Annotated in this window: 17 protein-coding genes; 5 read left to right on the top strand and 12 right to left on the bottom strand. The window is 52.3% G+C overall.

The annotated features are described in order from the left end of the window. Positions 1-4 precede the first annotated feature (4 nt). Together BQ7382_RS01490 and BQ7382_RS01485 are read left to right on the top strand one after the other, a co-directional pair. A complete protein-coding gene (locus BQ7382_RS01490) occupies positions 5-1,378 on the top strand; it encodes an NCS2 family permease (protein WP_077390374.1) in 1,374 nt (457 codons plus the stop codon). Positions 1,379-1,669: 291 nt separating this feature from the next. Next, positions 1,670-3,091: a radical SAM protein gene (locus BQ7382_RS01485; protein ID WP_077390372.1), complete on the top strand. Its 1,422-nt coding sequence runs from the start codon at positions 1,670-1,672 to the stop codon at positions 3,089-3,091. Positions 3,092-4,397: 1,306 nt separating this feature from the next. On the opposite strand, the gene BQ7382_RS01475 is transcribed toward BQ7382_RS01485, so the two are convergent. The 4 genes from BQ7382_RS01475 to BQ7382_RS01460 form a co-directional block, all read right to left on the bottom strand. Beyond that, positions 4,398-5,360 (bottom strand): flavodoxin domain-containing protein, encoded by a 963-nt coding sequence (locus BQ7382_RS01475; RefSeq protein ID WP_077390368.1) that lies wholly within the window; start codon positions 5,358-5,360, stop codon positions 4,398-4,400. Positions 5,361-5,405: 45 nt separating this feature from the next. After that, positions 5,406-6,368, bottom strand: a complete 963-nt coding sequence (locus BQ7382_RS01470) for an ATP-dependent 6-phosphofructokinase (RefSeq protein WP_077390367.1) — start codon at positions 6,366-6,368, stop codon at positions 5,406-5,408. Positions 6,369-6,515: 147 nt separating this feature from the next. Then, entirely contained in the window at positions 6,516-10,175 is a 3,660-nt protein-coding gene (locus BQ7382_RS01465; protein ID WP_077390365.1) for a DNA polymerase III subunit alpha, read from the bottom strand. 351 nt (positions 10,176-10,526) lie between these two features. Continuing rightward, the gene (locus tag BQ7382_RS01460) at positions 10,527-12,566 is read right to left on the bottom strand and encodes an InlB B-repeat-containing protein (protein WP_144082055.1); all 2,040 of its coding nucleotides are present in this window, start codon (positions 12,564-12,566) and stop codon (positions 10,527-10,529) included. Positions 12,567-13,442: 876 nt separating this feature from the next. Here BQ7382_RS01460 and BQ7382_RS01455 point away from each other — a divergent pair. Then, positions 13,443-14,354, top strand: a complete 912-nt coding sequence (locus BQ7382_RS01455) for a permease (protein WP_077390360.1) — start codon at positions 13,443-13,445, stop codon at positions 14,352-14,354. A gap of 151 nt (positions 14,355-14,505) precedes the next feature. Here BQ7382_RS01455 and BQ7382_RS01450 read toward each other — a convergent pair whose 3' ends face one another. The 8 genes from BQ7382_RS01450 to prdC all read right to left on the bottom strand — a co-directional run bounded on the left by BQ7382_RS01450 (position 14,506) and on the right by prdC (position 21,985). Further along, complete coding sequence (locus BQ7382_RS01450; RefSeq protein ID WP_077390357.1) at positions 14,506-15,126, bottom strand: flavodoxin domain-containing protein; 621 nt, start codon at positions 15,124-15,126, stop codon at positions 14,506-14,508. 150 nt (positions 15,127-15,276) lie between these two features. After that, positions 15,277-15,759, bottom strand: coding sequence for a glycine/sarcosine/betaine reductase component B subunit (locus BQ7382_RS01445; protein ID WP_077390354.1), 483 nt, complete (start codon positions 15,757-15,759; stop codon positions 15,277-15,279). A gap of 15 nt (positions 15,760-15,774) precedes the next feature. After that, a complete protein-coding gene (prdD, locus tag BQ7382_RS01440; protein ID WP_077390351.1) occupies positions 15,775-16,536 on the bottom strand; it encodes a proline reductase cluster protein PrdD in 762 nt (253 codons plus the stop codon). 423 nt (positions 16,537-16,959) lie between these two features. Next, positions 16,960-17,685 carry a D-proline reductase (dithiol) protein PrdB gene (gene prdB, locus BQ7382_RS01435; protein ID WP_077390348.1) on the bottom strand — a complete coding sequence of 242 codons (726 nt, stop codon included), beginning with the start codon at positions 17,683-17,685 and terminating at the stop codon, positions 16,960-16,962. Between the two features lies 1 nt (position 17,686). Beyond that, positions 17,687-17,971: a CBO2463/CBO2479 domain-containing protein gene (locus BQ7382_RS01430; protein ID WP_077390345.1), complete on the bottom strand. Its 285-nt coding sequence runs from the start codon at positions 17,969-17,971 to the stop codon at positions 17,687-17,689. 47 nt (positions 17,972-18,018) lie between these two features. Next, positions 18,019-19,878, bottom strand: coding sequence for a D-proline reductase (dithiol) proprotein PrdA (gene prdA, locus BQ7382_RS01425; protein ID WP_077390342.1), 1,860 nt, complete (start codon positions 19,876-19,878; stop codon positions 18,019-18,021). A 187-nt stretch (positions 19,879-20,065) separates the two neighbouring features. Further along, a complete protein-coding gene (locus BQ7382_RS01420; protein ID WP_077390339.1) occupies positions 20,066-20,482 on the bottom strand; it encodes a sugar transporter in 417 nt (138 codons plus the stop codon). Between the two features lie 156 nt (positions 20,483-20,638). Beyond that, entirely contained in the window at positions 20,639-21,985 is a 1,347-nt protein-coding gene (prdC, locus tag BQ7382_RS01415; RefSeq protein WP_077390336.1) for a proline reductase-associated electron transfer protein PrdC, read from the bottom strand. A gap of 536 nt (positions 21,986-22,521) precedes the next feature. On the opposite strand from prdC, the gene BQ7382_RS01410 reads away from it, so the two are divergent. Both BQ7382_RS01410 and BQ7382_RS01405 read left to right on the top strand, forming a co-directional pair. Beyond that, entirely contained in the window at positions 22,522-23,586 is a 1,065-nt protein-coding gene (locus BQ7382_RS01410; RefSeq protein ID WP_077390333.1) for a proline racemase family protein, read from the top strand. A 497-nt stretch (positions 23,587-24,083) separates the two neighbouring features. Then, a complete protein-coding gene (locus BQ7382_RS01405; protein ID WP_159437192.1) occupies positions 24,084-25,232 on the top strand; it encodes a chorismate mutase in 1,149 nt (382 codons plus the stop codon). Positions 25,233-25,234: the final 2 nt, after the last annotated feature.

Raw genomic sequence — 25,234 nt, 5'->3', positions numbered from 1 at the left:
TTTTATGGAAAAATTCTTCAAACTGAAGGAGCACCATACCGACACCCGCACGGAGATCACCGCCGGCATCACCACATTTCTCTCGATGGTGTATATCCTCGCGGTAAACCCGAGCATCCTGTCGGCATCCGGAATGGATCCTTCTGCAGTATTCACGGCAACAGCCATCTCCGCGGCATTCGCCACTCTGATCATGGCCTTCCTGGCCAACTATCCGGTGGCACTGGCATCGGGAATGGGACTGAACGCCTACTTCGCCTTCTCCATCTGCGTTCCGATGGCAAAGGCAGGCATCCAGGATCCTTACAAGATCGCGCTGACGGCGGTCCTGGTAGAAGGTATCGTGTTCGTCCTTCTGTCTCTCACTAACTTCAGAGAGAAGCTGGTCAACGACGTTCCGGCCAACCTCAAATACGGCATCACCGCCGGCATCGGACTTTTCATCGTCATCGTAGCCCTGAAGAGCGCCGGGATCATCGTTTCTGATGCTTCCACACTTGTCACTATGGGAGATGTAGGCAGCCCTCAGTTCGTTCTCGCCATCGTAGGATTCCTGATCATCGCGATCCTCGACCACTTCCACGTTAAGGGTCACATACTCCTGGGCATCCTCATCACATGGATCCTCGGAATGATCGCACAGGCGACGGGCTGGTATGTAGTAGATCTCGAAGCCGGAGCAGCCTCCCTGTTCCCTTCGTTCTCCGCTTCCTCTTTCATCCCGAAGGCTCCTAATTTCATGGCCTTCAACTTCGAGTGGGCGGGAAAGAACATCATTGAGTTCATCGTCATCTGCTTCTCCTTCCTGTTCGTAGACCTCTTCGACACGGTTGGAACTCTGATCGGAGTAGCTTCCAAGGGAGACCTGCTGGACGAGAACGGAAACCTTCCGAGAGCCAAGGAAGCGCTGCTGTCCGACGCCATCGGAACCATCGCAGGCGCATGCCTCGGAACGTCCACAGTTACTTCGTACGTTGAATCCACCGCGGGTGTTGCCAGCGGCGGACGCACCGGAATGACCGCGCTGACCACAGGCATCCTTTTCCTGGTAGCGATCTTCCTGTCCCCGATCTTCATCGCCATCCCCGGATTCGCCACAACTCCGGCTCTCATGTACGTAGGCCTGCTCATGCTCTCTTCCATCAAGAACATGAAGTTCGAGGGAGACATCGCAGACACAGTATCCGGATTCATGGCCATCATCATGATGCCTTTTACATATTCCATCGCGAACGGCATCATGTTCGGAATGCTGTCATGGGTCATCCTGAAGCTGGTATCCGGCAAGGCAAAGGAGATCCCTGCAGTTATGTGGGTATCAGCTGCCCTCTTCGCCGTGAGGTTCGCGACCCTGATCTACGGTATAGGCTACAGATAGAATAAGTAGACAGAACTTTTACGGAAAAGCATTTTCGCTTTTAGTCCGCCGTCGTCCTGACCGGGTGATCCCGCCAGGCGGCGGCTTTTTTGCAGGGAGCGGGTGATTGTGAAAAAAAAGTACAAAAAGCGCAACATCTTTACTATATTAGTACTTGATTTTTCCCTTCCATGATGTTTTAATACTGACAGTTAGTCAGAAATTGCTGCCCCGTACCTTCGCAAAGGTACCTGTACAGCCAAAAATGAACGAATAGCCCGGTCCTGCCGGACTACATTGGAGGTATATCTTATGCAATTGTCAATTACAGAAAAAGCGAAAAGAGCCGCATTTAACAAGGCGGTCGACGTCGTTTACGCCCGCGTGAAGAAGGATCCGGAAAAGGGCATCCTCGATGCCGTAAACGTCATGGAAGAGTACATGAACCCGAAGTCTTCCGAGGAGAGCAGCAACAAGGGCGCCTTCGACAGGATCAGGAAAGAGCTGTCCACTCCTGACTCCAAGTGGGTGGAGTATGCCATCGACATGGTCGAGAACGTAGACGAGAACCTGGTGAAGGGATTCATCAGGAACTTCGGATACAACTCTGCTTACATGGGCAACAAGAAGAGGAACGAGCTCATGAGATCTGAGGGATGCAACATTCCTTGGGCCATCCTTTTCGACCCTACTTCAGCCTGCAACCTGAAGTGCATCGGATGCTGGGCTGCCGAGTACGGCCACAGGAACAACCTCTCATATGAGGAGATGGAGAAGATCGTCAGAGAGGGAAGAGACCTCGGCTGCTACTTCTACATCATGACCGGCGGTGAGCCTCTCGTTCGCAAGGATGACATCGTAAAGCTGGCAAAGGAGTTCGACGACTGCGAGTTCCACATCTTCACCAACGGCACACTGATCGACGACGCTTTCTGCAAGCAGGTCATCGATTGCGGAAACATCTCCTTCGCGATGTCCATCGAGGGCACCGAGGAGTCCACTGATGCCAGAAGAGGCGACGGCGTTTACCAGAAGGTCATCGACGCCATGGACCTTCTGTACAAGTACAAGCTCCTCTACGGAGTTTCCATCTGCTACACAAGTGCGAACTACAAGTACGTAACAGCTGACGACTTCATCCAGATGCTGGTAGACCACGGCTGCAAGCTGGCATGGTACTTCCACTACATGCCTGTCGGAAACGACGCAGACCCAAGCCTGATGCTGGATCCTGAGCAGAGGACATACATGTACCACAGAGTAAGAGAGCTGAGATCCTCCGGATATCACAAGAACATCTTCACTCTGGACTTCCAGAACGACGGTGAGTACATCAACGGATGCATCGCCGGAGGAAGAAACTACCTGCACATCAACTCCGCAGGTGACTACGAGCCATGTGTGTTCATCCACTACTCCGACAGCAACATCAGAGAGAAGTCTCTGCTGGAGGCTCTGAAGAGCCCTCTGTTCATGGCTTATCATGACAACCAGCCATTCAGCGACAACCACCTGAGACCTTGCCCGATGCTTGAAAACTCCGGCAGGATCACCCAGATGGTCAACGCTACAGGCGCCCACTCCACTGACCTGGTATCCCCTGAGTCACCGGAACACCTGTGCGCAAAGACCGTGGACTACGCCAAGAACTGGAAGCCGGTAGCCGACAAGCTCTGGCACGATTCCGGCCACGACACACCATCCGTAAAGTACCTGGACAAGGACGCTGAGTAATAGCGGAGCACCAGGGCGGCCGGGTAAAGGCGCCGCAATACAATAACGTGACGGCCTGACGCCTGGTTGCCGACACACCACAAGGCTGCAATAAGTTAAAGGCCCTGAAAGCGGGCAGCTTCCGCGATGATCGATCATCCGGCAGCTGCCCGTTTTTTTAATGGTCGCGGGAATCTGGGCATCTCGAAGCTGTTCAACTCCCGATTTCTTCTATTTCCATGATATATGCATTACTTCGTATATCATGGATACATTTCCTTTGATTTCCATGATATGGAAAATTTCGCTTATATCGTGGAGAGAGTCTTCTCTGATTTCCATGATATAGACGGTTTTGCGGATATCGCGGAATTTCTCCTCGCCGACTTCCACGGGATGGACAGATTCTACATATACCGTGGAATGTTCGTTAGCCGGCGCCCACGGGATCGACAGATTCTGCATATACCGTGGAAATTTCCCTTGCCGGCTTCCACGGAATCGACAGGTTCTGCATATACCGTGGAAAATTCCCTTACCGGCTTCCACGGAATCGACATGTTCTGCGTATACCGTGGACATGTACGAAGGAGCCACCAGCGCGGATGCGCGTCCGCGGCCAGCTGACAGTTGACTTTTAAGCGCGTACTATCGGCAAGTGTCAGCTAATTTGAGACGAGATTTGAGGGATGGGACAGCCTGACGCACTGGATCCCATCCTTTTTTTATTGAGAAGAAGTTTTTTCCAGGGGAAACGCCGAAAAAGCCATGTTTTACTGGAAAAATTCTTTACGTTTCCTCTGGAAAAAAATACAATTGACGTACAATTGAGAAGTTACGCCACGCGCGCGGCGTAACTTTACTTATCCGAAGACCTTTGTCACATATGGTGGTCACATGGGGCACGATACTATGCCACTGAGACCCTGAGCAATGACTTCTCCCGTAAACCGAACCGGTTTCTCATCTATAGACACCTGATTTTCATTTCTGAAGCAGAATTTTTCCAGGGGAAACGCCGATTTTCGGGCATGTGGAGTGGAATCACAATTTTGAATAAATATTAATACAGAGTTTTGACCTCTGTACTCATCGTCTTTGCAAAAATTTTCAGTAACTGTATATTTACATTTTAAAAGATCTATGATTCGATCGCTCCCGCTTTGTTTCCACTGAGCTACTTTGGTCTGATATCCAACAACAATGCCGTGCCGCTGGAAGCAGCCACGAGTCAATACGCCGCCAGCGGTAACGTTCCTGTACGGCAGCGCTCCTGTGCCACAGCGCTCCTGCGCCCAAGCGACTCGATGCTACCGTTCAGAAGCGGTTATTCGTCGTGTCTTTTCAGCATCTCCGCCATGATGGCATCCGTGTCGGCAGGATCCACCGGAGCAGCTGTGCCTGCCTGGGCCAAGGCGCCACCCGCATCGTCGTCTGGACCAGTCGAGCCGCCAGCGGCGCCATCAGGTGCTGAGGGATCCCGTCCAGCGGACTCATGATCTGACATCTCCAGGCCATTCCCAGCGGTATTCCCCGCGGAACTGCCCGCGGCTTTTCCTGCTACATTCCCTGTGAAATCGCCTGTAACATTCCCTGCGGCATTCCCAGAAGTATCACCCGTGGCATTCCGTGCTGAATTCCCAGCATCTTCCCCGCCGCTATATCCGGCGAGGCCATCTCCGGTGAGTCCCTCTGCCTTCCACTGGGGCTTCAGAGCTTCTATCTTCTCATCTTCCTCCTCCCTGGTAAGGCCCGACTTCCTCAATACCGTGCGCACCACCGGCTCCACGGCGGACCGGCTCATGCGGTCCATTCCCTTTTCCAGAGCGGCCTTCATGGCAGCGGCACCTCTGTCGGATCTCGAAACACGGCCGGAGATCATCACCCTCTTGGCAACTGCCATGAGGAACCTGTCCATGCCCTGGACTTTTTCGGGGTCGTAGCGGCCGGGGAGGATATGCATTGGCACGTCTTTCCAGTGGCCGCTGTCGTCGTCAAGGTTGATCTCAAGTACCTGCATGTAGTTTTCCGGGCTGGCTGGAGCGATGCCCACCCCGAACACCACCAGACGAGGTGCAACATCCGGAGCAGTTTTCTTGATCTTGTCCAGCCCCACTATGCCGCTTCCCCGGATCCATCCGCCGAAGACCACCTCGTCGAACTGGTCCAGCGAGTGGAGATCGGCCTGGTCCAGGGCAACACACTGCTCTGCCCGGATATCCTTCGCTATCCAGCGTGCGTATTGTTCAGTGCTGCCACGCTTTGAATTGTAGATCACTATGCTTTTCATAGTACCAAATCACCCTCTCCTGTATCGTCTGTTTCTATTCTGCTTCTATCTGCTGAGGACGTCGATGGCGTCGTAGAGTTCCCTGTTGAAAATGTTTTCCTGTGCCAGGGCCTCCTCCAGGTCGAAGCCCAGCACCTCTCCGCCGACGGTCCCTACAGCCTTGTTGTACATGCCGCTGCTGATGAGGTCGATGGCCTTTTCGCCGCACCGGGTCGCCAGGAGCCTGTCCTGCAATGTAGGCGATCCGCCCCTCTGGAGATACGACAGGACAACCATCTTCACCTCGCGGCCGGTGCGCTGAGACAGTATGTCCACCACCTCTGAAGAGCTGTATTCGCTCCCCTCGGCGTTGATGATGATGCTGTGCTTTCTGCCCCTGTTTATGCCCTCGATCACCTTCAGGCAGAGGTCGTTCATGTCCGGCTCCACCTCAGGGATGAGCACCGCCTCGGCGCCTCCGGCAAGTCCCGAGTAAATGGCTATGTCACCGCAGTGCCTGCCCATGACCTCGATGACGGACGTCCTCTCATGAGCGGAGCTGGTGTCTCTGATGCGGGTTATTGCGTCAAGTACCGTGTTGACCGCGGTGTCAAAGCCGATGGTGTAATCCGTATAACCGAGATCGTTGTCGATAGTCCCAGGTATGCAGATCACGTTCACACCTTTGCGGCTCAGCTCCAGGGCTCCCTGATAGGACCCGTTGCCGCCAATGACAACGAGAGCATCTATTCGGAAGGTGTCCAGGTTCCTGGCCGCCCTCTCCAGACCCTCGTCAGTCATGAAGCGCTTGCTCCTCGCCGTCTTTAGGATGGTGCCGCCACGCTGGAGGATGTCACCGACCGACCGGCGATCCATCTTTTCCAGCTCACCGTCCAGCAGACCCTCGTAGCCCCGGGAAACGCCCCATACCTCCATGTCTTTATCGATGCCGAAGCGGACAACGGCGCGAAGGGCCGCATTCATGCCAGGGGCATCGCCGCCGCTGGTCAGAACTCCTATTCTGGTCATATTATCACCTCTCTTTATTTCGTCTCCATCTCGTACCAGATCGCATTAATTTGCATCTGGTTGCGTTTGATGCATTTGATCGCATCCTGTTGCAGCTGTTTGTCTCCACAGTCGCGCTGACCTGCATCTGCGCATCTGCGGTCGCTCCTATCCCTTTATGTTCCCGGATCCGAGCCTGCCGATAAGGACCTTCCTCAGATTTTCATCCAGTGTGATCCTGTGCTCACTGTCAGCCCTGACCATCCTGCCATCAGGAAGGTAGACAAGCACGTCACGCTGTCCGCCGTGTCCTGAAAGGCAGTCCAGGATCCAGGTAAGAGCCTGTCCAGGTCCTCCCATCTCCTGAGCGGCCAACTCAGGCACCCGTATCTTCACCGGGTCGTTCAGCTCGTGGCGGGATCCGTTCCGAGGCTCGTGGCGTGGATCGCCGCTTGAAGATGGACGCCCACCCAGGGACGAACGCCTTCCGGCATCTTCTCCGCCCCGCGGGCCGCTGCCGCCTCTTCCGCCCCGTAAGCCGCCACCGCCGCGATGACCGTCGTCCTGCAGCGCCATGATCTTTTCCATCTCGGACACCCTATCCACAAGCAGCTCCGGATCCTGATCCTCCCGGAAGCTCAGCCGCCCTGAGAGGGCGACGATGGCGTCCTGGCCGAGAAAATACCTGTATTTTTCAAACACCGAAGGGAACACTATGGCGCTCATAACCCCCTCGTAGTCCTCGAACTCCATGCGGGCCATCTCCTGGGCCTTTTTCGTGTACATCGTCCTGAAGCTGGTGATCTGCCCCGCCATCACCACGCGGTCGCCGTCCTTGTAACGATGGTACTCGCCGCCTTCGTCGGCGCTGGCCAGCACCTCGCCGGTGGTCGTGGAAACGTATTTGCGGATCAGCTCCCGGTAGTCGTCGAGCGGGTGTCCGGAAAGATAGACACCGAGGACTTCCTTTTCCAGGGAGAGCTTCTCCCGCTGGTTGAAGGGAGCGATGTCCGGCATGTTTTTGTGGATGCGGACCTCTTCCATGACCTCCTGGTCCATCTGGAAAAAAGAGATCTGGCTGCTCCCCGCAGCTTTCGACCTGCGCTGGGCGGTCTGGAGGGCGTCGTCACACACCGTGAGGAGCATCGCCCTGTTTTCATCGATGCAATCGAAGGCGCCGGCCTTGATCAGGCACTCTATGGCCTTCTTGTTCAGCATGGAGGCGTCCATCTCCTCCAGGAACTCGTAGATGTTGTCAGGAGTCTCCTTGAAGTTTTTCCTTCCTTCTATTATGGCCTGCACCACGCCGATCCCCACGTGCTTCACACCCTTGAGGCCGAAGCGGATGCATCCGTTTTCCACGGTGAAGTCCTCGCCGCTCTTCATCACCGACGGAGGCAGGACCTTGATCCCCATCTCCGTGCAGTTCCTTATGTATGCGGCCGTGTGCCTCTCGTCTCCCATCATGGATGTGAGAAGGGCGGCCATGAACTCCACCGGGTAGTGTAGCTTCAGGTAGCCTGTCTCATAGCTGACCACCGCGTAGGCCGCGGCGTGGGATTTGTTGAAGGCGTACTGGGCGAAGCTGGTCATGTCATCGAATATGGCCTCCGCCGCCTTTTCCGGAACGCCGCGGGCGATGCACCCGTCGATGGCCTCACTGCCGTCATCTGCCGCCTTACCGTAGATGAAGTACTGCTTTTCCTCGAGCATGACCTTCATCTTTTTCTTGGACATGGCCCTCCGCACGAGGTCCGACCGGCCATAGGAATAACCTCCCAGGTCGCGGACGATCTGCATGACCTGCTCCTGGTAGACGATGCATCCGTAGGTGACGTCCAGGATGTGGGCAAGATGCGGATCCACATAGGAGATGTTCTCCGGATGCTTCTTGTTGTCTATGTAGCGAGGTATGGAGTCCATAGGGCCCGGTCTGTAGAGGGCGATGCCGGCCACAACGTCCTCGAAGCAGCTCGGCTTCAGGTTCTTCATGAACTCGGTCATGCCGTTGGACTCGAGCTGGAAAACGCCCTGGGTGTTGCCGCTGGATATCAGCTTGTAAACGCCCGGGTCGTCGTATTCCATGGAGGAAAAGTCAAGCTCCACCCCGTGGTCTTCTTTTATCATGTCCAGGGCGTTGCGGATCACCGTCAGGTTTCGCAGACCCAGGAAGTCCATTTTCAAAAGCCCCAGTTCTTCGATGGTGGTCATGTTGAACTGGGTCGCAGGCCCCTTGTCCGAATTGTAGAGAGGCACGTACTCGTCCAGCGGCCGCTTGGAGATCACTATGCCCGCGGCGTGGGTCGAAGCGTGACGCGGCAGCCCCTCGAGAGCCATGGACATGTCGAGGATCTCGCGGACCTTTTCCTCGTTCTCGTATCTTTCCTTTAGCTCCGGATTCATCTCCAGGGCCTTCGCGATGGTCATACCCAGATCGGCCGGTATGGCCTTTGCGATGGCATCACCCTCGGCGTAGGTCGCATTGAGTGCCCTCGCCACGTCACGGACGACGGCCTTTGCTTTTAACGTCCCGAAGGTGATGATCTGGGACACCTTGTCTTTTCCGTATTTCCTGACTACGTAGTCGATGACCTCCTGCCGCCGCTCGATGCAGAAATCCACGTCGATATCCGGCATGCTCACCCTCTCCGGGTTGAGGAAACGCTCGAAGATCAGGTTGTATTTGATCGGGTCGATCTCTGTGATGTCGAGAGAATACGCCACGATGCTACCCGCGGCGGAACCTCTCCCCGGCCCCACTGGTATGCCGTGGCTCTTGGCGTAGTGGATGAAGTCCCACACGATGAGGAAGTACTCCACGTACCCCATGCCCTTTATGACGCCCAGCTCCTTGTCAAGGCGCTGGCGGTACTGGCTCTCCGGCTCCAGGGCCTCCCGGCCGTAGCGCTGCTCCAGCCCCTGGAGGCAGAGCTTGTCCAGGTATTCCTCGTTTGTGAGGCCCTCCGGTGGGATGTACTCAGGCAGATGGTACTGCCCGAACGTGAATTCCATGTGGCACCTGTCTGCGATCTTCTGGGTGTTGTCGCAGGCCTCGGGTATATAGGAAAAGAGCTCCCGCATCTCTTCCTCTGATTTTATGTAAAACTCGTCGGTCTCGAAGCGCAGGCGCTTTTCGTCGTCCAGCGTCGTCGCCGTCTGGATGGCAAGCAGGACCTCGTGGGCCCTGGCGTCTTCTTTTTTCATGTAGTGGGCGTCGTTGGTGGCAACGAGGGGTATGCCCGTCTCTCCAGAGAGCTTCATGAGCCCCTGGATCACCGGCTTGTCCTCCCGGAGGCCGTGGTCCTGTACCTCCAGGAAAAAGTTGTTCTCCCCGAAGAGCTCCCGCAGCTCCAGTGCCTCTTTTTTCGCCCCGTCGTAATCTCCGTTCATCAGGCGATGCTGCACGTTCCCCGCCAGGCACCCCGAAAGACAGATGATCCCCTTGCTGTATTTTCTCAGCAGGTCCTTGTCCACCCTCGGCTTGAAGTAAAACCCGTCGATATACGCCTCGGAGTCGATCTTTACCAGGTTGCTGTATCCCTCCTGGGTCTCGGCCAGCAGGATCAGGTGGCCGCTCCCCCTGTCCTTCTCCGGGTCCTTCTGGTACATGGACCTTGCCGCGGTGTAGACCTCACAGCCGATCACCGGGTGTATCCCCGCCTTCTTGCACGCCTTGTAAAAGTCCACCACTCCGAACATCGCCCCGTGGTCGGTTATGGCCAGAGAGTCCATCCCCAGGCTCTTGACGTATTCCGCCACCTCGCTTATCCGGGTCATGCCGTCCAGCAGACTGTATTCAGTATGTACGTGAAGGTGTGTAAATGCCATTTATCGCTCCTGGAAAAAAAGAAATATCGCGTGCCGGGGTCCGCGAGCGTGCGTCTGGCGTTGCCTCCGCGGCGGAGATCCCCGTAGATAAGCAGCCGAGGCCGCAGGCCTTCGGTGCTTATCACATTCATTGTAATTTTACTAGCATGTAAGACAGTACGCAAATGAGGTATTAGTGAAAACTGCAGAGCGGTGGCTGATGAAGATCCCGGATGCCATTTGCCCCGGGATCTGAAAAAACATCCCCGGAGTCGTGATTACACTTCACTCCGGGGATGTTCATTCCTTTAACTATTGAATTTCTTCTGAGTTTCTTCGATCCAGATCGTCATTCAGTCACAGTCTTATCTGCTATCTCTGCTGTTTTCTCCTCCTCTCGAAGACTACCACAGCCGCCAGCGCGATGACCGCCGCCATGAACATGAATACCGGTGTCCAGCTGAAGCTGTCTCCAGTCTTGACTACGGATACCTTTGTTACAGTGGTACCCGTGATGCTGTGACCTGCCCCGGATCCTGCGCCATCGGCAGCTGCCACTTTTACGGTGAAGTTTACAGAAACAGGATCACCGTCCATGAAGTATGCGGTGAGAGTGTGTGTTCCCGCACCCAGCGTCTCCATGTACTCAGGCCTGATCTCTGTTATCACGCTGCCAGCCTTTGCGACGTAGTCCTGATCTCTGACGAGCTCCTTTCCATCGATGGACAGACCGATAAAGTTGTCGATGGTCTCATCGTTCTTCGTCGGATCGGTGTTCTCGAACTTCGCGATGTAAGTTGTCTTGTCGCCCTTGTTCCATACGGCACCATCACCCATAACATCGGTGTACTTTCCGAGAGAATCGTAGTACTGGATCACCACGTTACTCACGCCAATGCTGTCCGCCTTGAAGGTGACAGGGTCTCCCGCCTTCGTCTGCTTGAAGCTGAGGGCCTTGAGCTTGCCGTCGCTGCCAAGCATATAAACTGCCTTCACCTTCACTCCTGCACGTGTCTTCTCCGTTACCGTGAAATCTCCGGCAGCCAGCTTGGATACCTCGCTCCTGTGAGGGTTCATGGCTTCGATGTCATAAACATCGTATGAGCCATCGGAAAGGCCGCTGACCTTGGTGTCCATCTTCTTCTCGACACAGTAAAGGTCTTTGAAGTTCATTCCGGAGATGGTCGTGTCTCCGCTCACGGATGTAATGGTCTTGTCGTTCTCGCGCTCCGTGCCCTTGTCAACAAGCTGGATCGGAGTGATCACTCCATTGTACCTCGGGCCTACTCCCTGGCAGTCGGAATGGTCATAGGCATATTTACCCATTCTGTACTCAGACTTGTCCTTAACTGCAAGCGGAAATGCCTCCACAGCGTACTTGTCGCTTTCCACGCTCACCATGTAGTTCACGTCTTCAAGCAAATCTGCCTTCAGGATGCCATTCTCATCGGTCGTGGCTTCAAGAGTCTCCACCGGGCTCACAAGCCTGAACTTGATGCCAGACATGGCCTTTCCGTTATATTCAACCGGAATTGCAGTAGTATACCTGCTGTAGTTGCTGGTCGTGGACTGAGTCGATTTTACGACTGTAAGGTTGTTTATCGGTGCATAGTTATAAACCGGCTTCGTCTCATCCTGAGGGTCCGGATAAACATCCTTGATATTTCTCAGCTGACCGTCGTGTACCCAGACGTACTTGTTCTGCATGAAGTATTCATTTGAATCGCAATAGATCAGATAGTTGTGATCTCGCTTCAGTTTCAGATCCTTGATAAAGCCATTAGAATCCGTGGTGACGGTGATCTTGTCATCTGGATCCTGAGTCGTAACATCATAGAACACGAAGTCAAGATCCGGAACCATATCGTCCCCACAGGAAACATCTATCCAAGGGATGTTCTCTGTAGCTGTTTCCCAGATGTCCTTCGGCTGGTTGGCCGGAAGGTCGTTCATTACGGGCCAGTTCACCTTCTTCTTTACTTTGACTGGCACCACGGCCTTTATATCAGGATTTTTGTTGTATGACACCGTTACCTCAGTGACATCAGACGTAAGCGGGCCACTTGGGCTGATAGTTATATCGGAAGAATTCAGTTTTTTTATAGTTCCGTCTTCGTATTCAAGGATCGCATTACCCTTCAGTTTGAAGGATTCGCCCTCGAGATACTCGTCTCTTGCAGACTCGGCCGTAAGTCCCGTGATCTTCTTCGCCTCGTAATTAGCTGTGACGGTAACGTCTGAATCCGGCATGGTAAATGTAGTAGTTTTAGCATTTGCATCTGCTAAAGTCACAGAACCGTTGGTCACAGACCAGTCTCTGAAAGCATAGCCTTCTTTGTCAGCGGCAGTGATTTTCACTGTCGAACCCGCAACTGCTTCTGATTGATCTGCCGATCCTCCCACTACGTTCACTTTATACTTTGCTTGTGCAGATCCGGAATCGACCGTTAAAGTAAGCTGAGCCCCATCATAAGCATTCCCATCTACATCAGTAAAATATAAATCATAAGATACTATCAGCGGATTTTCACACGGATACTTATCCTTATCAACAGGTCTTAACTGGTAATCATTACTCTCTTCGAGTTTGTAGGCATCAATGCTCACGATTCCATTTTGATTTGTTGTTGCCGTAGCATCAGCTGATGGATAATAAACATCGCCATAGTTCAATCCAAAAAGACCTATCTCAACTCCAGGAATTGGATCTCCGTTTCCGTCTACGACTTTCACATTCAGTTTATCTGACTCGGCGTGCACGTAGGTCATATTAAACGCCCCGCAGGTCATAATCATCATCATCGCCAGGAGGAGAACAGTCCCCCGCTTCAGAATGTTCTTCAAAATCGCACTCCTTTCGCTGAAAACACTGTCACAGTTTTCATTATTCAGGTCATAACTTTTTTGACATATGATTGTTAGCACATTGCATTATGGGCGGTCAATAGATTGCGCCTACTATCGAAGTTTTCTATACTTTTTCAGTCAATTTCGGGATGTATTTGTGACGAGTGACAACCTTAAGAATCCTTTCTTTGTGAAAAAAATATGTCGCCTCTGCGTTGTGCTGCGGCACAACGATGCTTTTGTATTTTTTGAAAGCCTTGCAACGACTGGCACATAACGATTTTCTAGCTGGAATGTATATTATGCGCTTTTGTTCATAAATTCATCATATTAGTTTGACAGAAAATGAACAGGTTGGTATAATTCACCTATCTGAAAGGGGACTTCGGGGGTGTTCTCTTTCACGCAATCATTCCTTTTTTTAAACCTGGAGGTTATATTATGAGTGCTGAAATAATTTTGAAGGCATTGTGCGTAGTAGGCTTCATATTTGCAGGGGTACTGGTATACAGACAGATCAAGAAAAACAGAGCTACTCCTGAGGGCGAGGCTGAGTGGCAGAAAGAGATGAAGCACTGGAAATGGAACGCCGGCGTTGGTGTTCTGGCCAACTTCGGAGACACCCTGGGAATCGGATCCTTCGCTGGTTCTTCCGCAGCTTTCAAGCTGAAGAAGTCCGTTGAAGACATCAACATCCCTGGTACTCTGAACGTAGGAGACACATTCCCAGTACTGATGGAGGCATTCCTGTTCTTCGGATTCGTAGACCTGGATCCTCTCACACTTATCTCGATGCTGGCAGCTGCTACTGTAGGAGCTTTCGTTGGAGCTTCCTTCGTTACCAAGTGGGACCTGAGGACCGTTCGTCTCGGAATGGGCATCGGCCTGCTGCTCCTGGGACTCATCATGGCATGCAGATCCCTGGGCGTTGGACCTTTCGGAACAACTGGTGACGCTCTCGAGCTGAGAGGCGCTAAGCTGGTTATCGGAATCGTTGTTAACTTCTTCCTGGGCGCTCTCATGGATCTGGGCTGCGGACTCTATGCTCCGTGCATGGCTCTGGTTTCCCTGCTTGGCATGAACGTAGGAGCTGCATTCCCTATCATGATGGGATCCTGCGCATACCTGATGGCTTTCGGAAACACTCCTCAGTTCGTAAGAGAGAACAGATTCGACATGGTCGCTACAGTTTGCCAGGGTGTTTTCGGAGTTATCGGAGTACTCATCGCTTACTTCTTCGTAAAGAGCATCCCGCTGACAGTTCTTACATGGATCGTTACCGGAGTTGTAATCTTCACATCCATCATGTTCTTCAAGGATGGAGTTAAGACTCCAAAGGGAACAACTCACTAGTTGATAGTAAATTGATATATCTTCTAGATACCATAAGAGGGAACGGCAATGCCGCTCCCTCTTTTAATTTGCATTTTCTTCATTATGGTTCAGGTCTGTATGCGCAGCCCCTCTATGCAGCGATCACGTTTCACCCTCCTGTCTGCTTAAGCTATCTGGACATTCCCGTCCTGATCACTGTCTCCCTGAGTCGTCTGATCTCATCGACTACCGGTTCGATGTTTTTCCTGTCAACTCCGTCGTATCCCTCATCCATTCTGGTCCTGATGATGCAGCTCTCATCGTCTGTCAATCCGTCGAACATCTTGTCTCCAAAGGCCTTCAGTATGGTCTTTTCGGACATATGGAGGTCCTTCCGATGATACCTGCCTGGGAGGTGAAAATAGTGGTCTCTCGGCAGCTTTTCGATATAGTTGAACTGGCGGATCTTCGTGATGTAATCCTCGTCCTCCGGATCCCCGAGGCCTACGCCGAACACGTAGAAATTTTTTCCCGCCATGTTGAAGTTCTCGTAATTGTTGAGCACCAGGTTCAGGCCAACGATCTCCGAGGCGCGCATCCATCCCCCGTAGACGATGTTCTGGTATACGGAAATGAGACCAAGTCTGTTTTTTACAAAGGGCATGACGTCGCAGGACAGCTCCTGGGCCATCCAGTTTGCGTATTCCATAGTGGAACCGTTTTTCGAGTTGTAGATTATCAGGGTATCAGGCCGTTCCGGATCCTTATCCAATGCCCTGCGCCTTTCCGCCTGTCTGTTGGGATTTCTCATTTTGTTTCCTTCATCATATAGTATTCTGGCCAGATCACATTCTTCTGGCCTGCTCTGACATTTTACAAAAAGAAACACCCCCAGTAAACCCGGGGATGCCTCCTTATTCCGAAAGGCGATGTCGCCGGAAAAAGAGCTTTTGCCACTCTTCTATTCCGACTTCATCTCCTTCTCCCTCATCTTGATCTTGAGCTGAATGAGTGCCTTTTTTACGTCCTCAGGGGACATATTGTTCTCTCCGACAATGTTGGACTCCACTCCCTCGGGATTCTTCGCGATATCGATGATGTTTTTCCCGATATACTCGGACTCCGTGACGAACTGTGCCATGGAACCGCTGAAGTTCAGCCCGCTCATCGGGATGCCTCTGTCGCCGAGCTCCTGGATGCAGTTCACGTAGTCGACGTCGCTGTTTCCCCAGCCGTCGGAGGAGACGATCACTCCGTCAGCCCTCATGCACTCCGCGATCTTTGCGGCCATGGTGCTGTTGCGGATCTTGTCCACGTTGTCGTCTGCAGTACCGAAGACCAGTACCCCCATGAGATCGATCCCCGCATCACTCCCCACGATCTCCACCAGCGGATCTCTGAAGTGATGGAGGCTTGTTTCCTTAGTAGATGGACCTATTCCCATTTTACGCCTCCTTTGCTACTGCATTGAACGGATAGCACCGTCTCTGTATTCGTTTGGTGTGAGCATGATCGGCACATTGCCCATGTCGATTATGGACTTGCCGCCTTCAACGCCGGATGGCTCGTCCGGGAAAAGCCATGTATCGTACATCGCACCCTGTCCGGCCACCTGACGGATGATCAGGACGCGCTTCTGTCCCGGCCTGATGGTATCGTGGTACTCGTGGCGCTCTGTGCACTTGCTGCCATCGAACTTCTTCAGCTTGTTTCTGTATACCTGCATGAAGTCATCGGCTGCGGCATGGCCCTGGATACAGCCCTTTCTCTCCTGACCCTGACCCTTCTTGAAAAGGATGTCGAAGGAGATTATGTAATCATCGTCTCCCGGAGTACCTGCCTTGTTGAGTCTCAGCATCTCCTTAAGGTTGCCCTCGGATGAGCCGAACTCATGGGCCTGCTCTCCGTCAACGTCAACGCCTGTGAGCATGACGTAAACGCCTGTAATGGTGTGGGTGATACCGTCACCGCATTTCCCAAGGACCTTAGTCGAGATAGGCACGATATCCATTATGGTGTTCGTGAATCTGTCGTGGTCTCCAGGAGCTATCAGGTTGATGTCTATGTCCTGGATGGTATCGTATTTCTCCAGAAGTGAAGGTATGATCTCCTTGCCTACCGTAAACTCTCCGTTCATCTTTACGTCGCAGGCATCCCCCATCTTCACGTCATTCATGTGGAAGGCCTTTATCACCAGCCTTCTGAGATCGATCTCTTTCATAGTTGACCTCTCATTATAAACAAAGTGTGAAAGAAATTTGCCAGGAGAACAACGGAAGATGTACTCCCGACCCCGGTCCCCCCGGTCTCGCCTATAATCAGTGTCCCGATTCCCGATAAAATCCCGGTCTGTCCCGAAGCGCCAGAGCCGTAATTGTTCAGGAATCGGTACGCATCACTAATATAAATTATAAACCATCCTGTTATTTTTTCAACAGTATTCGACTATAAAAGCGTTGAAAATTCAATGGTTTTGGCGTTTTTTCAGTTATCTTATCACCGTCTGAACAGCCATGTCGCTCTAATGTGACGGACTCATTCTCTACAAAAATCGAAACCGCGCCCCGACTATGTCGGAACGCGGTTTCTTATTATGATCTGCGTTTAGCAAGCGATCAAGCTGTTCACCTTTTCTGGAAACAGATTAGATCATTGCGTGATACTCGAATGGCAGTGGAACGATCTTGCCAGGTGTCTCGATATCCTCGAGTGCCTGCAGAGCGCCCTTTACGATGCCAGTCTGCATCTCAACGTTGTGTGGCTCACCAGCGTTAGCACCCATTGGTACCAGTGGAGCAACGGCACGTGGAGTACCTGCCTGTCTTACTACTGGAGGCAGTGCTGCGATGATGACTGTAGGGATTCCGATCTCCTCAATTGCTCTCTGCACGATTGTTGCAGAGCGGTGGCAAGTTCCTCATCCAGCGGTCATGAGAACGCCGTCAACATCTTCTGACTTCAGCAGCTTAGCGATGGCCGGGCCTGTCTCATGAGTGAACTTCTCGATGTTTCCGCCGCCGCCCATGAATCCAACGTGGGTAGGAGCAGTTCCGCCAATGAATCCTTCCTTAGCGAGTTCGTGAAGTCTTGTGATAGGGAACATGCAGTTGATGTCCTTGTTTACATCGGAGTTATCGTAACCACCGTGGGAAACCATCAGCATGTCTTCTGGTGTGTCATCTGGAATCTTTCTCCAAGTGAAGTCTCCGGCCAGGTTGAACCTCTTGTCATCCTTACGGTGTACTCCTGCTGCAGTTGCCAGTGCGATAGTCATCTCTTTCAGTGGCTTTGTGCAAGGAGTGAAGATCGACTTTGGTGTAACAGGAACGAAGATCTCAGATTGCAGTCCTTTAACAACTGTCAAACTCATTTTAATCCTCCTCTTTATCTTTCTTCTTTGCAGCTATATCTCTGCGTTTCTGGGTGTAAATATTCAGTCTGCTCACATACTTCTCATCGACTTCAGGTCCTTCCTGTTCGATGAAGCTCATGTTCCAGGCTACCGTCTGTCCAACTTCGAACGGATAATCGCTGATGACCATCCTCACCGGTACCTCCAGATATCCAAGCCGACCCTTGAGGTCGATCCCGATGGCTCCGTCATGTACCTCCACGATGACGCCCTCAACTCTGATTATCTTATCTCCGTATTTCATAAGTATGTTCTCTCCTGATAATATTCTCTAATCAGACTACCTTCCGATTAGTCGTACTTCTCACGTCTCTTCTCAGACATTGGCAGAGACTGCTCGTTCTCAACGGTCTCGATCTTCTTGCCTGTTGCCTTCTCGATGAGCTCCAGGTTATTGGTCTTAACGTTGACGTTGTACTTTCTCTCAGGTGCCTTGACTTCCTCGCCGGCCATCTCAGCCTTGAGCATTGCAACTCCACGAACAGCATCCTCTGGGCAGAGTGTGTTGCACTCCAGAACCTCGTTCTCGATACCGGACATGGACTTGTTGTTGTCGATCATAGCGTTGCAGTACTTGTTACCAACTACCAGAGCACCCTGTGCTGCGCAGAAGGAGAATCCAACTACTGGAATTCCTCTCTTACCGATGTTCTCGATATGAGTTACGAAATCAACGTGGTTGTTTCCGAATCCCTCGGTTGTTACGAATGCTCCGTCAACGTCAAGCAGCTCTACCATCTGTCCCAGTCTTCTGGAAACGTAGAACTTCTCGGAGTTAGCCTGTGGGGAACCAACGAAGATAACGCCGCAGAGGTCCAGTTCAGGATCATGCAGTGCCTCGAGTACCAGTGGCTCTCTCCAGTAGTGTCTGGACATCTCCTTGGAAGCAGGTCCGATGCATGTCAGAGCGTGGATGCAGCCATCCAGAACCTCCAGTGGGGAAGCAGCGATAGGAACGTTACCCATATCTACGTTAGGCTTAGCTCCCAGTGTTCCAACTGGCTCTACAGGGAACAGGAAGTTATCGTGCATAGCACCCTGGCCCATGATCTCCTTGATTACAACTACCTTCTTCTTTCCAGGTCTTCTTACCTGCTTGAACTCCTCAAGGTCAGCCTCGAACTCGGACTCGTCTACCTTCTTCAGAGCCTTACGGATAGCATCTGTGATGACATCTGTAGCCTTGTGAGCTGCGATAGGACCAGGTCTCTCCATGTTCTTTCCAGCGTCGATTACGACCTCTGTCTTGATCAGAGTCTCGCCCTTGTCAGCTGCACCAGGTCTGCCCCACATCATGTTCTCGTCGATGTATCCCTCGGATGAACCGAACTCACCGATCTGAACGCCGTTAGCATCTGTTCCGGATACCACCATCAGAACGCCATCCAGCACTCTGGTAACGCCCTCGCCCAGCTCAGCTTCGCCTTCCTTAGTAGCGATAGGCTGGATGTCCATGATGGTCTCGGAATATGTATGATAGTTATCTGGTGTGATGACATCGATCTTCAGGGACTGAACCAGCTTCTCGCTCTCAACAGCCTTCTCCTCGATGCCTTCCTCGATGTACAGTACGTGGTTCTCGATCTTTGTCTCAGGACCTCTCTCGACCTTGTCGATTCTCAGGTGTCTTCTGGACAGAGTTCTTACGACCTTCTCCTCCTGCTCTGCTGGAGCTGCTGCCTCAGCTGCGCCTGCTGCTACTGGAGCTGCTGCTGGTGCTGCTACTGCGCCGCCGCCAAGTCCTGCAGGGAGCTCGATGTCGATGTTCTTTCCTTCTCCGATGTGAAGCTTGATTGTTCCGCCAACAACTGGAGCCAGTGTAGCCGCAGGTGCTGCAACAGGAGCCTCCTCAGCAGGAGCTGCTTCCTCAGCAGGTGCCTCTTCCTCGCCCTCCAGCTCATCATACTTGTCAATGATGTCTGGTGTGATTGGAGTCAGGGAATCAACGGTCTTGGTCAGCTTGGAGCCGTTGAGAACCTGTCCCAGCTTCAGTGCGCCATCTGTGTTCAGAAGTCCAGAGTCAATGAGGTCTGGGAAAATAGCAGGATCCTCAAAGTTGGATGGAGCCAGTACGGTTCCCTCTTCTGCTCTGCAGCACAGGACAGCCGGATCGTTAGCATGTTGTTTAGCTGTTTCAGCTGTAATTGACATATCGATCTTCCTCCTTAAAAAATAATTGATGCTTGCTTTCGCAAAATTTATATTTATCTGCACCTCCGATATGCTTCGGGGGTTCGGAGATGCAGAATAAATACTTTTTTACTCCTTTCGGAGCCTCCGGTCACCCGGACAGAAACGGCATTCGCCATTTCCGGTAAGCGAGCACTCTGTTTTACGATTAGAAAACAGGGAACTCGATGTAGATATCTTTTCCTTCAGCGATCGCCAGCTTCACAACTCCGCCGGCTACGGTCATTTTAGTGCCTTCCGGAACGCTTACCGCAGGAGCGGTCTCCTCTGCAGGAGCCTCCTCTTCATTTTCCTCGCCTGCATCTTCCAGTTCATCGTACTTGTCGATGATGTCTGGTGTGATAGGTGTCAGGGAGTCAACGGTCCTGGTCAGCTTGGATCCATTCAGGACCTGTCCCAGCTTCAGCGCTCCGTCAGTGTTCAGAAGTCCGGAGTCGATGAGGTCCGGGAAAATAGCAGGGTCCTCAAAGTTGGATGGAGCCAGTACGGTTCCCTCTTCTGCTCTGCAGCACAGAACTGCGGGGTCGTTAGCGTGAGCTTTTGCTGTTTCTGCTGTAATAGACATTTTCAATTCCTCCTGTATTACTGCTTAACATTTCTATCAATGTATATAAGCTGAATACTATTCGCTTAAACAAGCTTGGGAGGGGAGGAATCAAGCGAATCATATTGCAGTTTAATACCTACATATGATCGAGCAGATGTCTCCGCCCGTATTAAATTAGTTGTTCTCTATGTTATCTGCAACGTTCAGATCCTGATCTACCTCTTTGGATACTCTCAGTGTTCTGTACAGAGGGTGTCCAACGGCTCTCATCAGGTGGTCTGTCATATGCATTACCTTCAGTCCCATCTTAGGGCCGGAAGCCATTACAGTGTTCGAACAGTCGGAGCAATTTCCGATCAGGATGTACTCACATCCGGACTTCTTGAACTCCAGGTTGTTCTTTACCTGTCCAGGGCAGATTCCAGGACGCTCGCACTTCCTTGTTCCGTTCTTCTGCTCCTGAGCCTGCTTGCAGTAGCAAACATGGGTAACCGTGCCGTTGTACTTCTTGGCCAGATCTTCCATTCTCTCAAGGTTTCCGCCGCATGCGCATACCAGGATGCCCAGCTTTGCTCCCTTAAGATCTACGAAAGGCATGGATACCAGGATAGCTCCTGTCGTCTTGGTGATAGGCGCGTCCAGTGTTGTAGCGTGGCCAGTGAAAGCTCCGCCCATGGTGATCTCGCCGTATTCTCCGTCGATTCCGCCTGCTCTCTCGATCAGATCAGCAACGCTCGTTCCTACCGGAACGTCCATGAATACGTGAGCCTCGTTTCCTCCGTTCAGCTTTCCTCTTACTGTGAGGTTCTTCAGGAAGGAAGGCTTTCTCTCATCGATGGCCTCTGCGATCCTGGAGCAGGTCTCACTGTTGATAACAACAGCTCTTGCAGCTGATGGCAGCTGGCTTGGCTCCAGCTCGATGCCAAGACATGATCTTACTACAGCTCTCTCCTCTCCTTCTGGATAGATGTCTGCCAGGAGGTGGCGGGAGATGTTCGGCTCGTCCTTGATCAGCTCGTCCAGCTTCTCGATGGCCTTGCGGTTCTTCTTCTTGATAGCGAAGATAGCCTTGTTCGCTCCGGAGATCTCCATCGCGTACTTAACGCCCTTCAGAACCTTCTCAGGCTCATCTTCCATCTGCTGGATGTTGTGTCTCAGTCCAGGCTCGCACTCGGAAGCGTTTACCAGGATGTATCCGTCTCCGTCGAAGTGTGTGTCCAGCTTGATCCCTGTAGGGAATCCGGCTCCGCCCATTCCTACGACACCTGCTGCCTTGACCATCTCCAGAGGTGTTCCCTCAGGGATCTTCTCGTACTCGTCAGGCTGCTCATCGTCAGGCTTGATTATGATCCTGTCGTCGGTGATGTCCTCAACAACGCCGTAAGCGCTGGAGAAGATGTTTGCACCAAGGCCTGTAGGCTCGGCGATCAGCGTGCCCTTCTTTACCTTGTCACCAACTTTAACAACCGGTGCGCAAGGCTTGCCGACATGCTGTCTCAGTAAAATCTGCAAATTTTCCATGCCCAAGTTTCTCCTTTGTGAAATAAATTACTAAACCAATGTTTCTCAGTATTTTCAAGGGCTGAGAGACATCCAATTCCGTGGTAATGATAGCATATCGGCCGCCGTCTTTCAATATTAACGACGACTTGGTCATTGAAGATATCAATATGCAGACATAAAAAAACTTTTCCGCGGAACGGAACTCAGTATTGATTTCGTCAATACTTTAACATCGAATTTTCTATAAATCAACCTACCTGTTATAGATATTCTCAATGGATTTTTGAATGTGATAAATATCTCGATTTTTGCACGGATTGTTCGCATCGGGATGCAGAAAATTTTTTTCGCTCTTCGCATGCCTTCGCCCGGCTCCCTTGATTTTTCCGGCGATCCGAAGTATTGTATTTTTTGAAAGCCTTTATTTTCAAGGGGTTTACGGCTCCAGCACTTTGTTAAAGATTTGTTGACTTTGGAATTGCCATGGAATACAATCTAATCAATCGGAGGCGATGTATTGAGATCGTCTATTGTTTTTAAGGAGGTAACTAGCAATGGCACTGGAACCTAAAATCAATTATTCCAACTACACCGACCACATCAGAACAATCGAGGCTCACACAGAGGGCGAGTACTGCAGAGTTGCTATCGACTGCCCGGAGACCAAGGGCAACACCATGATCGAGAGGAAGCACTACCTGGAGGAGCACTACGATTACATCAGAACCATGCTGATGTACGAGCCTCGCGGACACCATGACATGTTCGGTTCTATCATCACTGAGCCTTGCAATCCTGAAGCAGATTTCGGCGTATTCTTCATGGACGGCGGCGGATATCTGAACATGTGCGGACACTGCACCATCGGAACTGTCACAGCCATCCTTGAGGGCGGCCTGATGGAGATGAAGGAGCCTGAGACAGAGGTAGTTCTGGAAGCTCCTGCCGGCATCATCAGAACAGTTGCAAAGTGCAAGGACGGCAAGGTTACCGGCGTTACGCTGACAAACGTTCCAGCATTTGTTTATAAGAAGGATCTCCACCTGAACTACAACGGCAAGGATGTTGTTTACGACATCTGCTTCGGTGGTTCATTCTTCGCTCTGGTAGACACAGAGAAGAACTTCGGATTCAAGGTTGGTCCTGACACAGCCGGCGAGCTCACAAAGTTCTCCAGCTTCGCTCTCAATGAGATCAACAAGACGGTTGAGATCCAGCACCCTGAGCTGGACATCACTACAGTAGACCTGGTAGAGAACTACTGCACAACAGATATCGATCCTAAGGAGACATGCCCGGATGCCAAGTTCGCTCTGAGGAACCTGGTAGTATTCGGAAATCCTGACGATCCTCAGCTCGACAGATCTCCATGCGGCACCGGCACATCCGCAAAGATGTCCTGGCTGTATGACAAGGGAGAGCTGGGCGTTGGCGAGAGCTTCGTTTACGAATCCTTCATCGGAACGAAGTTCATCGGACACATTGCTGACACCGCTAAGGTAGGCGATTTCGACGCAGTTATCCCGCAGGTCACAGGCGGTGCTTACCTGACAGGTGAGGCTAAGTGGTTCCTGGATCCAGACGACGCTATGGGCAAGGGCTTCGTAGTTCCTAAGTAGTCAACAGTTAGCGGATCTTATACTAAATGATCCAGATGACCGGTCCCTTCGGGGCCGGTTTTTTGATGGTTTTTCGTAAATGCAATTTCAGGTGTTGACATTCGTTTTGTGTTTTTCTATAATAACGCCAAGTTAGCCAAAGGTTTTTATTGGGGGATTTCACAAATGTCACAAGTTCAGAGAAACAGAACTGAATATCTGAATGAGTTGACCGGGGAAAGCCGCAGGTGCCGCTCTATCTCTCGTTCCGTCAGGAACGCCGCACGCTGCAGCGATCTCGCCTTTTCCTTTTTCGTCTTTACGAGCGAGGGCTATTTTTGCCCTTGCCTTTTGACGTGAAGAGGATCAGGCTTATTCCCCAAACGGCTCCGGCCGTTGGAACAGCATCTCGAGCGGATCCTCAACGGGATCCGCTTTTTTGGTATAATTCAGTTGGTAATTTGTGGCGGGCAAGGCCCGGGGAAGGATCTTAAGGTTCTGAAATGGTATCAGGAGACATGAAAAACAGGTGGGATGGCGTTCCGGAAGAGAGCGTTTCAAACGAGCTGGACGAGTTGCGGGAGGACATCAACGAGGTCGACGAGGAGATGGCAAGGCTTTTCCAGAAGAGGATGGAGACCGTGCACTCCATAGCGGCATTCAAGCGGGAACACGGGCTCTCGATCTTCGACGGCTCCAGGGAGTCGGACGTGATCGCAAGGAACCGGAAATACATTTCCGACCCGGAGATCGAGCCGCACTACGTAGATTTTCTGAACAATGTCATGGGGATCTCCAGGAAATATCAGGAGAGGATCATCTCTACCATGAAGATCGCATATGCCGGGGTGCCAGGCGCTTTCGGGTCCATCGCTGCGAAAAAGATGTTCCCGTCGGCGGAGCTGATACCTTACAAGAGTTTTCGGGACGCTTACGCTGCAGTCGAAGCAGGCGAGGCGGACAGCGCGGTGCTGCCTCTTGAGAACAGCTATGCGGGTGAGGTCGGTTCCGTGATGGATCTGGTATTCAGCGGAAGCCTTTTCATCAACCAGGTGCTCGACCTTCCGGTGGTCCACAATCTACTTGGCCTGCCGGGCGCCCAGCTCAGCGACATCACCAGGGTTCTGAGCCACCCGCAGGCGCTGGATCAGTGTGACGGATTCATTACCCGCCATGGACTGGAGACCGAGACCTGGAGCAACACCGCCAGAGCCTCCCAGCAGGTGGCCGAATCGGGAGACATCCACCTTGGGGCCATCGCAAGCCAGGACACCGCGGATATTTTCGGGCTTTCCATCATTGAGCCACACATCAACGACAGCGACAACAATACCACCAGATTCGCTGCCTTCAGCCGTGCCCAGAACCATCCAATGCCCGAGGAAAATCACGAGGACGACCACTTCATTCTCGTCTTCACCTGCAAGAACGAGGCCAGTGCCCTTGCGCAGGCACTGAACATCATCGGAGCCCACGGCTTCAACATGGGTACCCTGCGGAGCAGGCCGATGAAGGGGCTGCTGTGGAACTACTATTTTTACATCGAGGCCGAGGGCAACGTCTACACCCAGGAGGGTCAGGAGCTGATGCGGGAGCTGAACGTACTGTGCGCCCAGCTGAAGATGGCCGGGACCTTCCGGGCCGGCACCAATCTCATAACGAAGTAAGG

The organism is Mobilibacterium timonense, from assembly GCF_900155555.1.
GTDB classification, from domain to species: domain Bacteria; phylum Bacillota; class Clostridia; order Peptostreptococcales; family Anaerovoracaceae; genus Allobaileyella; species Allobaileyella timonense.
This window is presented reverse-complemented; position numbering and strand designations above follow the sequence as displayed.

What these genes read in the sequence shown, in the direction of transcription:
- BQ7382_RS01470 (WP_077390367.1), bottom strand. Translation starts at nt 6,368, where the DNA reads ATGACCAGAATAGGAGTTCTGACCAGCGGCGGCGATGCCCCTGGCATG.
- BQ7382_RS01455 (WP_077390360.1), top strand. Translation starts at nt 13,443, where the DNA reads ATGAGTGCTGAAATAATTTTGAAGGCATTGTGCGTAGTAGGCTTCATA.
- prdA (WP_077390342.1), bottom strand. Translation starts at nt 19,878, where the DNA reads ATGTCAATTACAGCTGAAACAGCTAAACAACATGCTAACGATCCGGCT.
- BQ7382_RS01475 (WP_077390368.1), bottom strand. Translation starts at nt 5,360, where the DNA reads ATGAAAAGCATAGTGATCTACAATTCAAAGCGTGGCAGCACTGAACAA.
- BQ7382_RS01450 (WP_077390357.1), bottom strand. Translation starts at nt 15,126, where the DNA reads ATGAGAAATCCCAACAGACAGGCGGAAAGGCGCAGGGCATTGGATAAG.
- BQ7382_RS01445 (WP_077390354.1), bottom strand. Translation starts at nt 15,759, where the DNA reads ATGGGAATAGGTCCATCTACTAAGGAAACAAGCCTCCATCACTTCAGA.
- BQ7382_RS01490 (WP_077390374.1), top strand. Translation starts at nt 5, where the DNA reads ATGGAAAAATTCTTCAAACTGAAGGAGCACCATACCGACACCCGCACG.
- prdD (WP_077390351.1), bottom strand. Translation starts at nt 16,536, where the DNA reads ATGAAAGAGATCGATCTCAGAAGGCTGGTGATAAAGGCCTTCCACATG.
- BQ7382_RS01485 (WP_077390372.1), top strand. Translation starts at nt 1,670, where the DNA reads ATGCAATTGTCAATTACAGAAAAAGCGAAAAGAGCCGCATTTAACAAG.
- BQ7382_RS01465 (WP_077390365.1), bottom strand. Translation starts at nt 10,175, where the DNA reads ATGGCATTTACACACCTTCACGTACATACTGAATACAGTCTGCTGGAC.
- BQ7382_RS01430 (WP_077390345.1), bottom strand. Translation starts at nt 17,971, where the DNA reads ATGAAATACGGAGATAAGATAATCAGAGTTGAGGGCGTCATCGTGGAG.
- prdC (WP_077390336.1), bottom strand. Translation starts at nt 21,985, where the DNA reads ATGGAAAATTTGCAGATTTTACTGAGACAGCATGTCGGCAAGCCTTGC.
- BQ7382_RS01410 (WP_077390333.1), top strand. Translation starts at nt 22,522, where the DNA reads ATGGCACTGGAACCTAAAATCAATTATTCCAACTACACCGACCACATC.
- BQ7382_RS01405 (WP_159437192.1), top strand. Translation starts at nt 24,084, where the DNA reads ATGAAAAACAGGTGGGATGGCGTTCCGGAAGAGAGCGTTTCAAACGAG.
- BQ7382_RS01420 (WP_077390339.1), bottom strand. Translation starts at nt 20,482, where the DNA reads ATGTCTATTACAGCAGAAACAGCAAAAGCTCACGCTAACGACCCCGCA.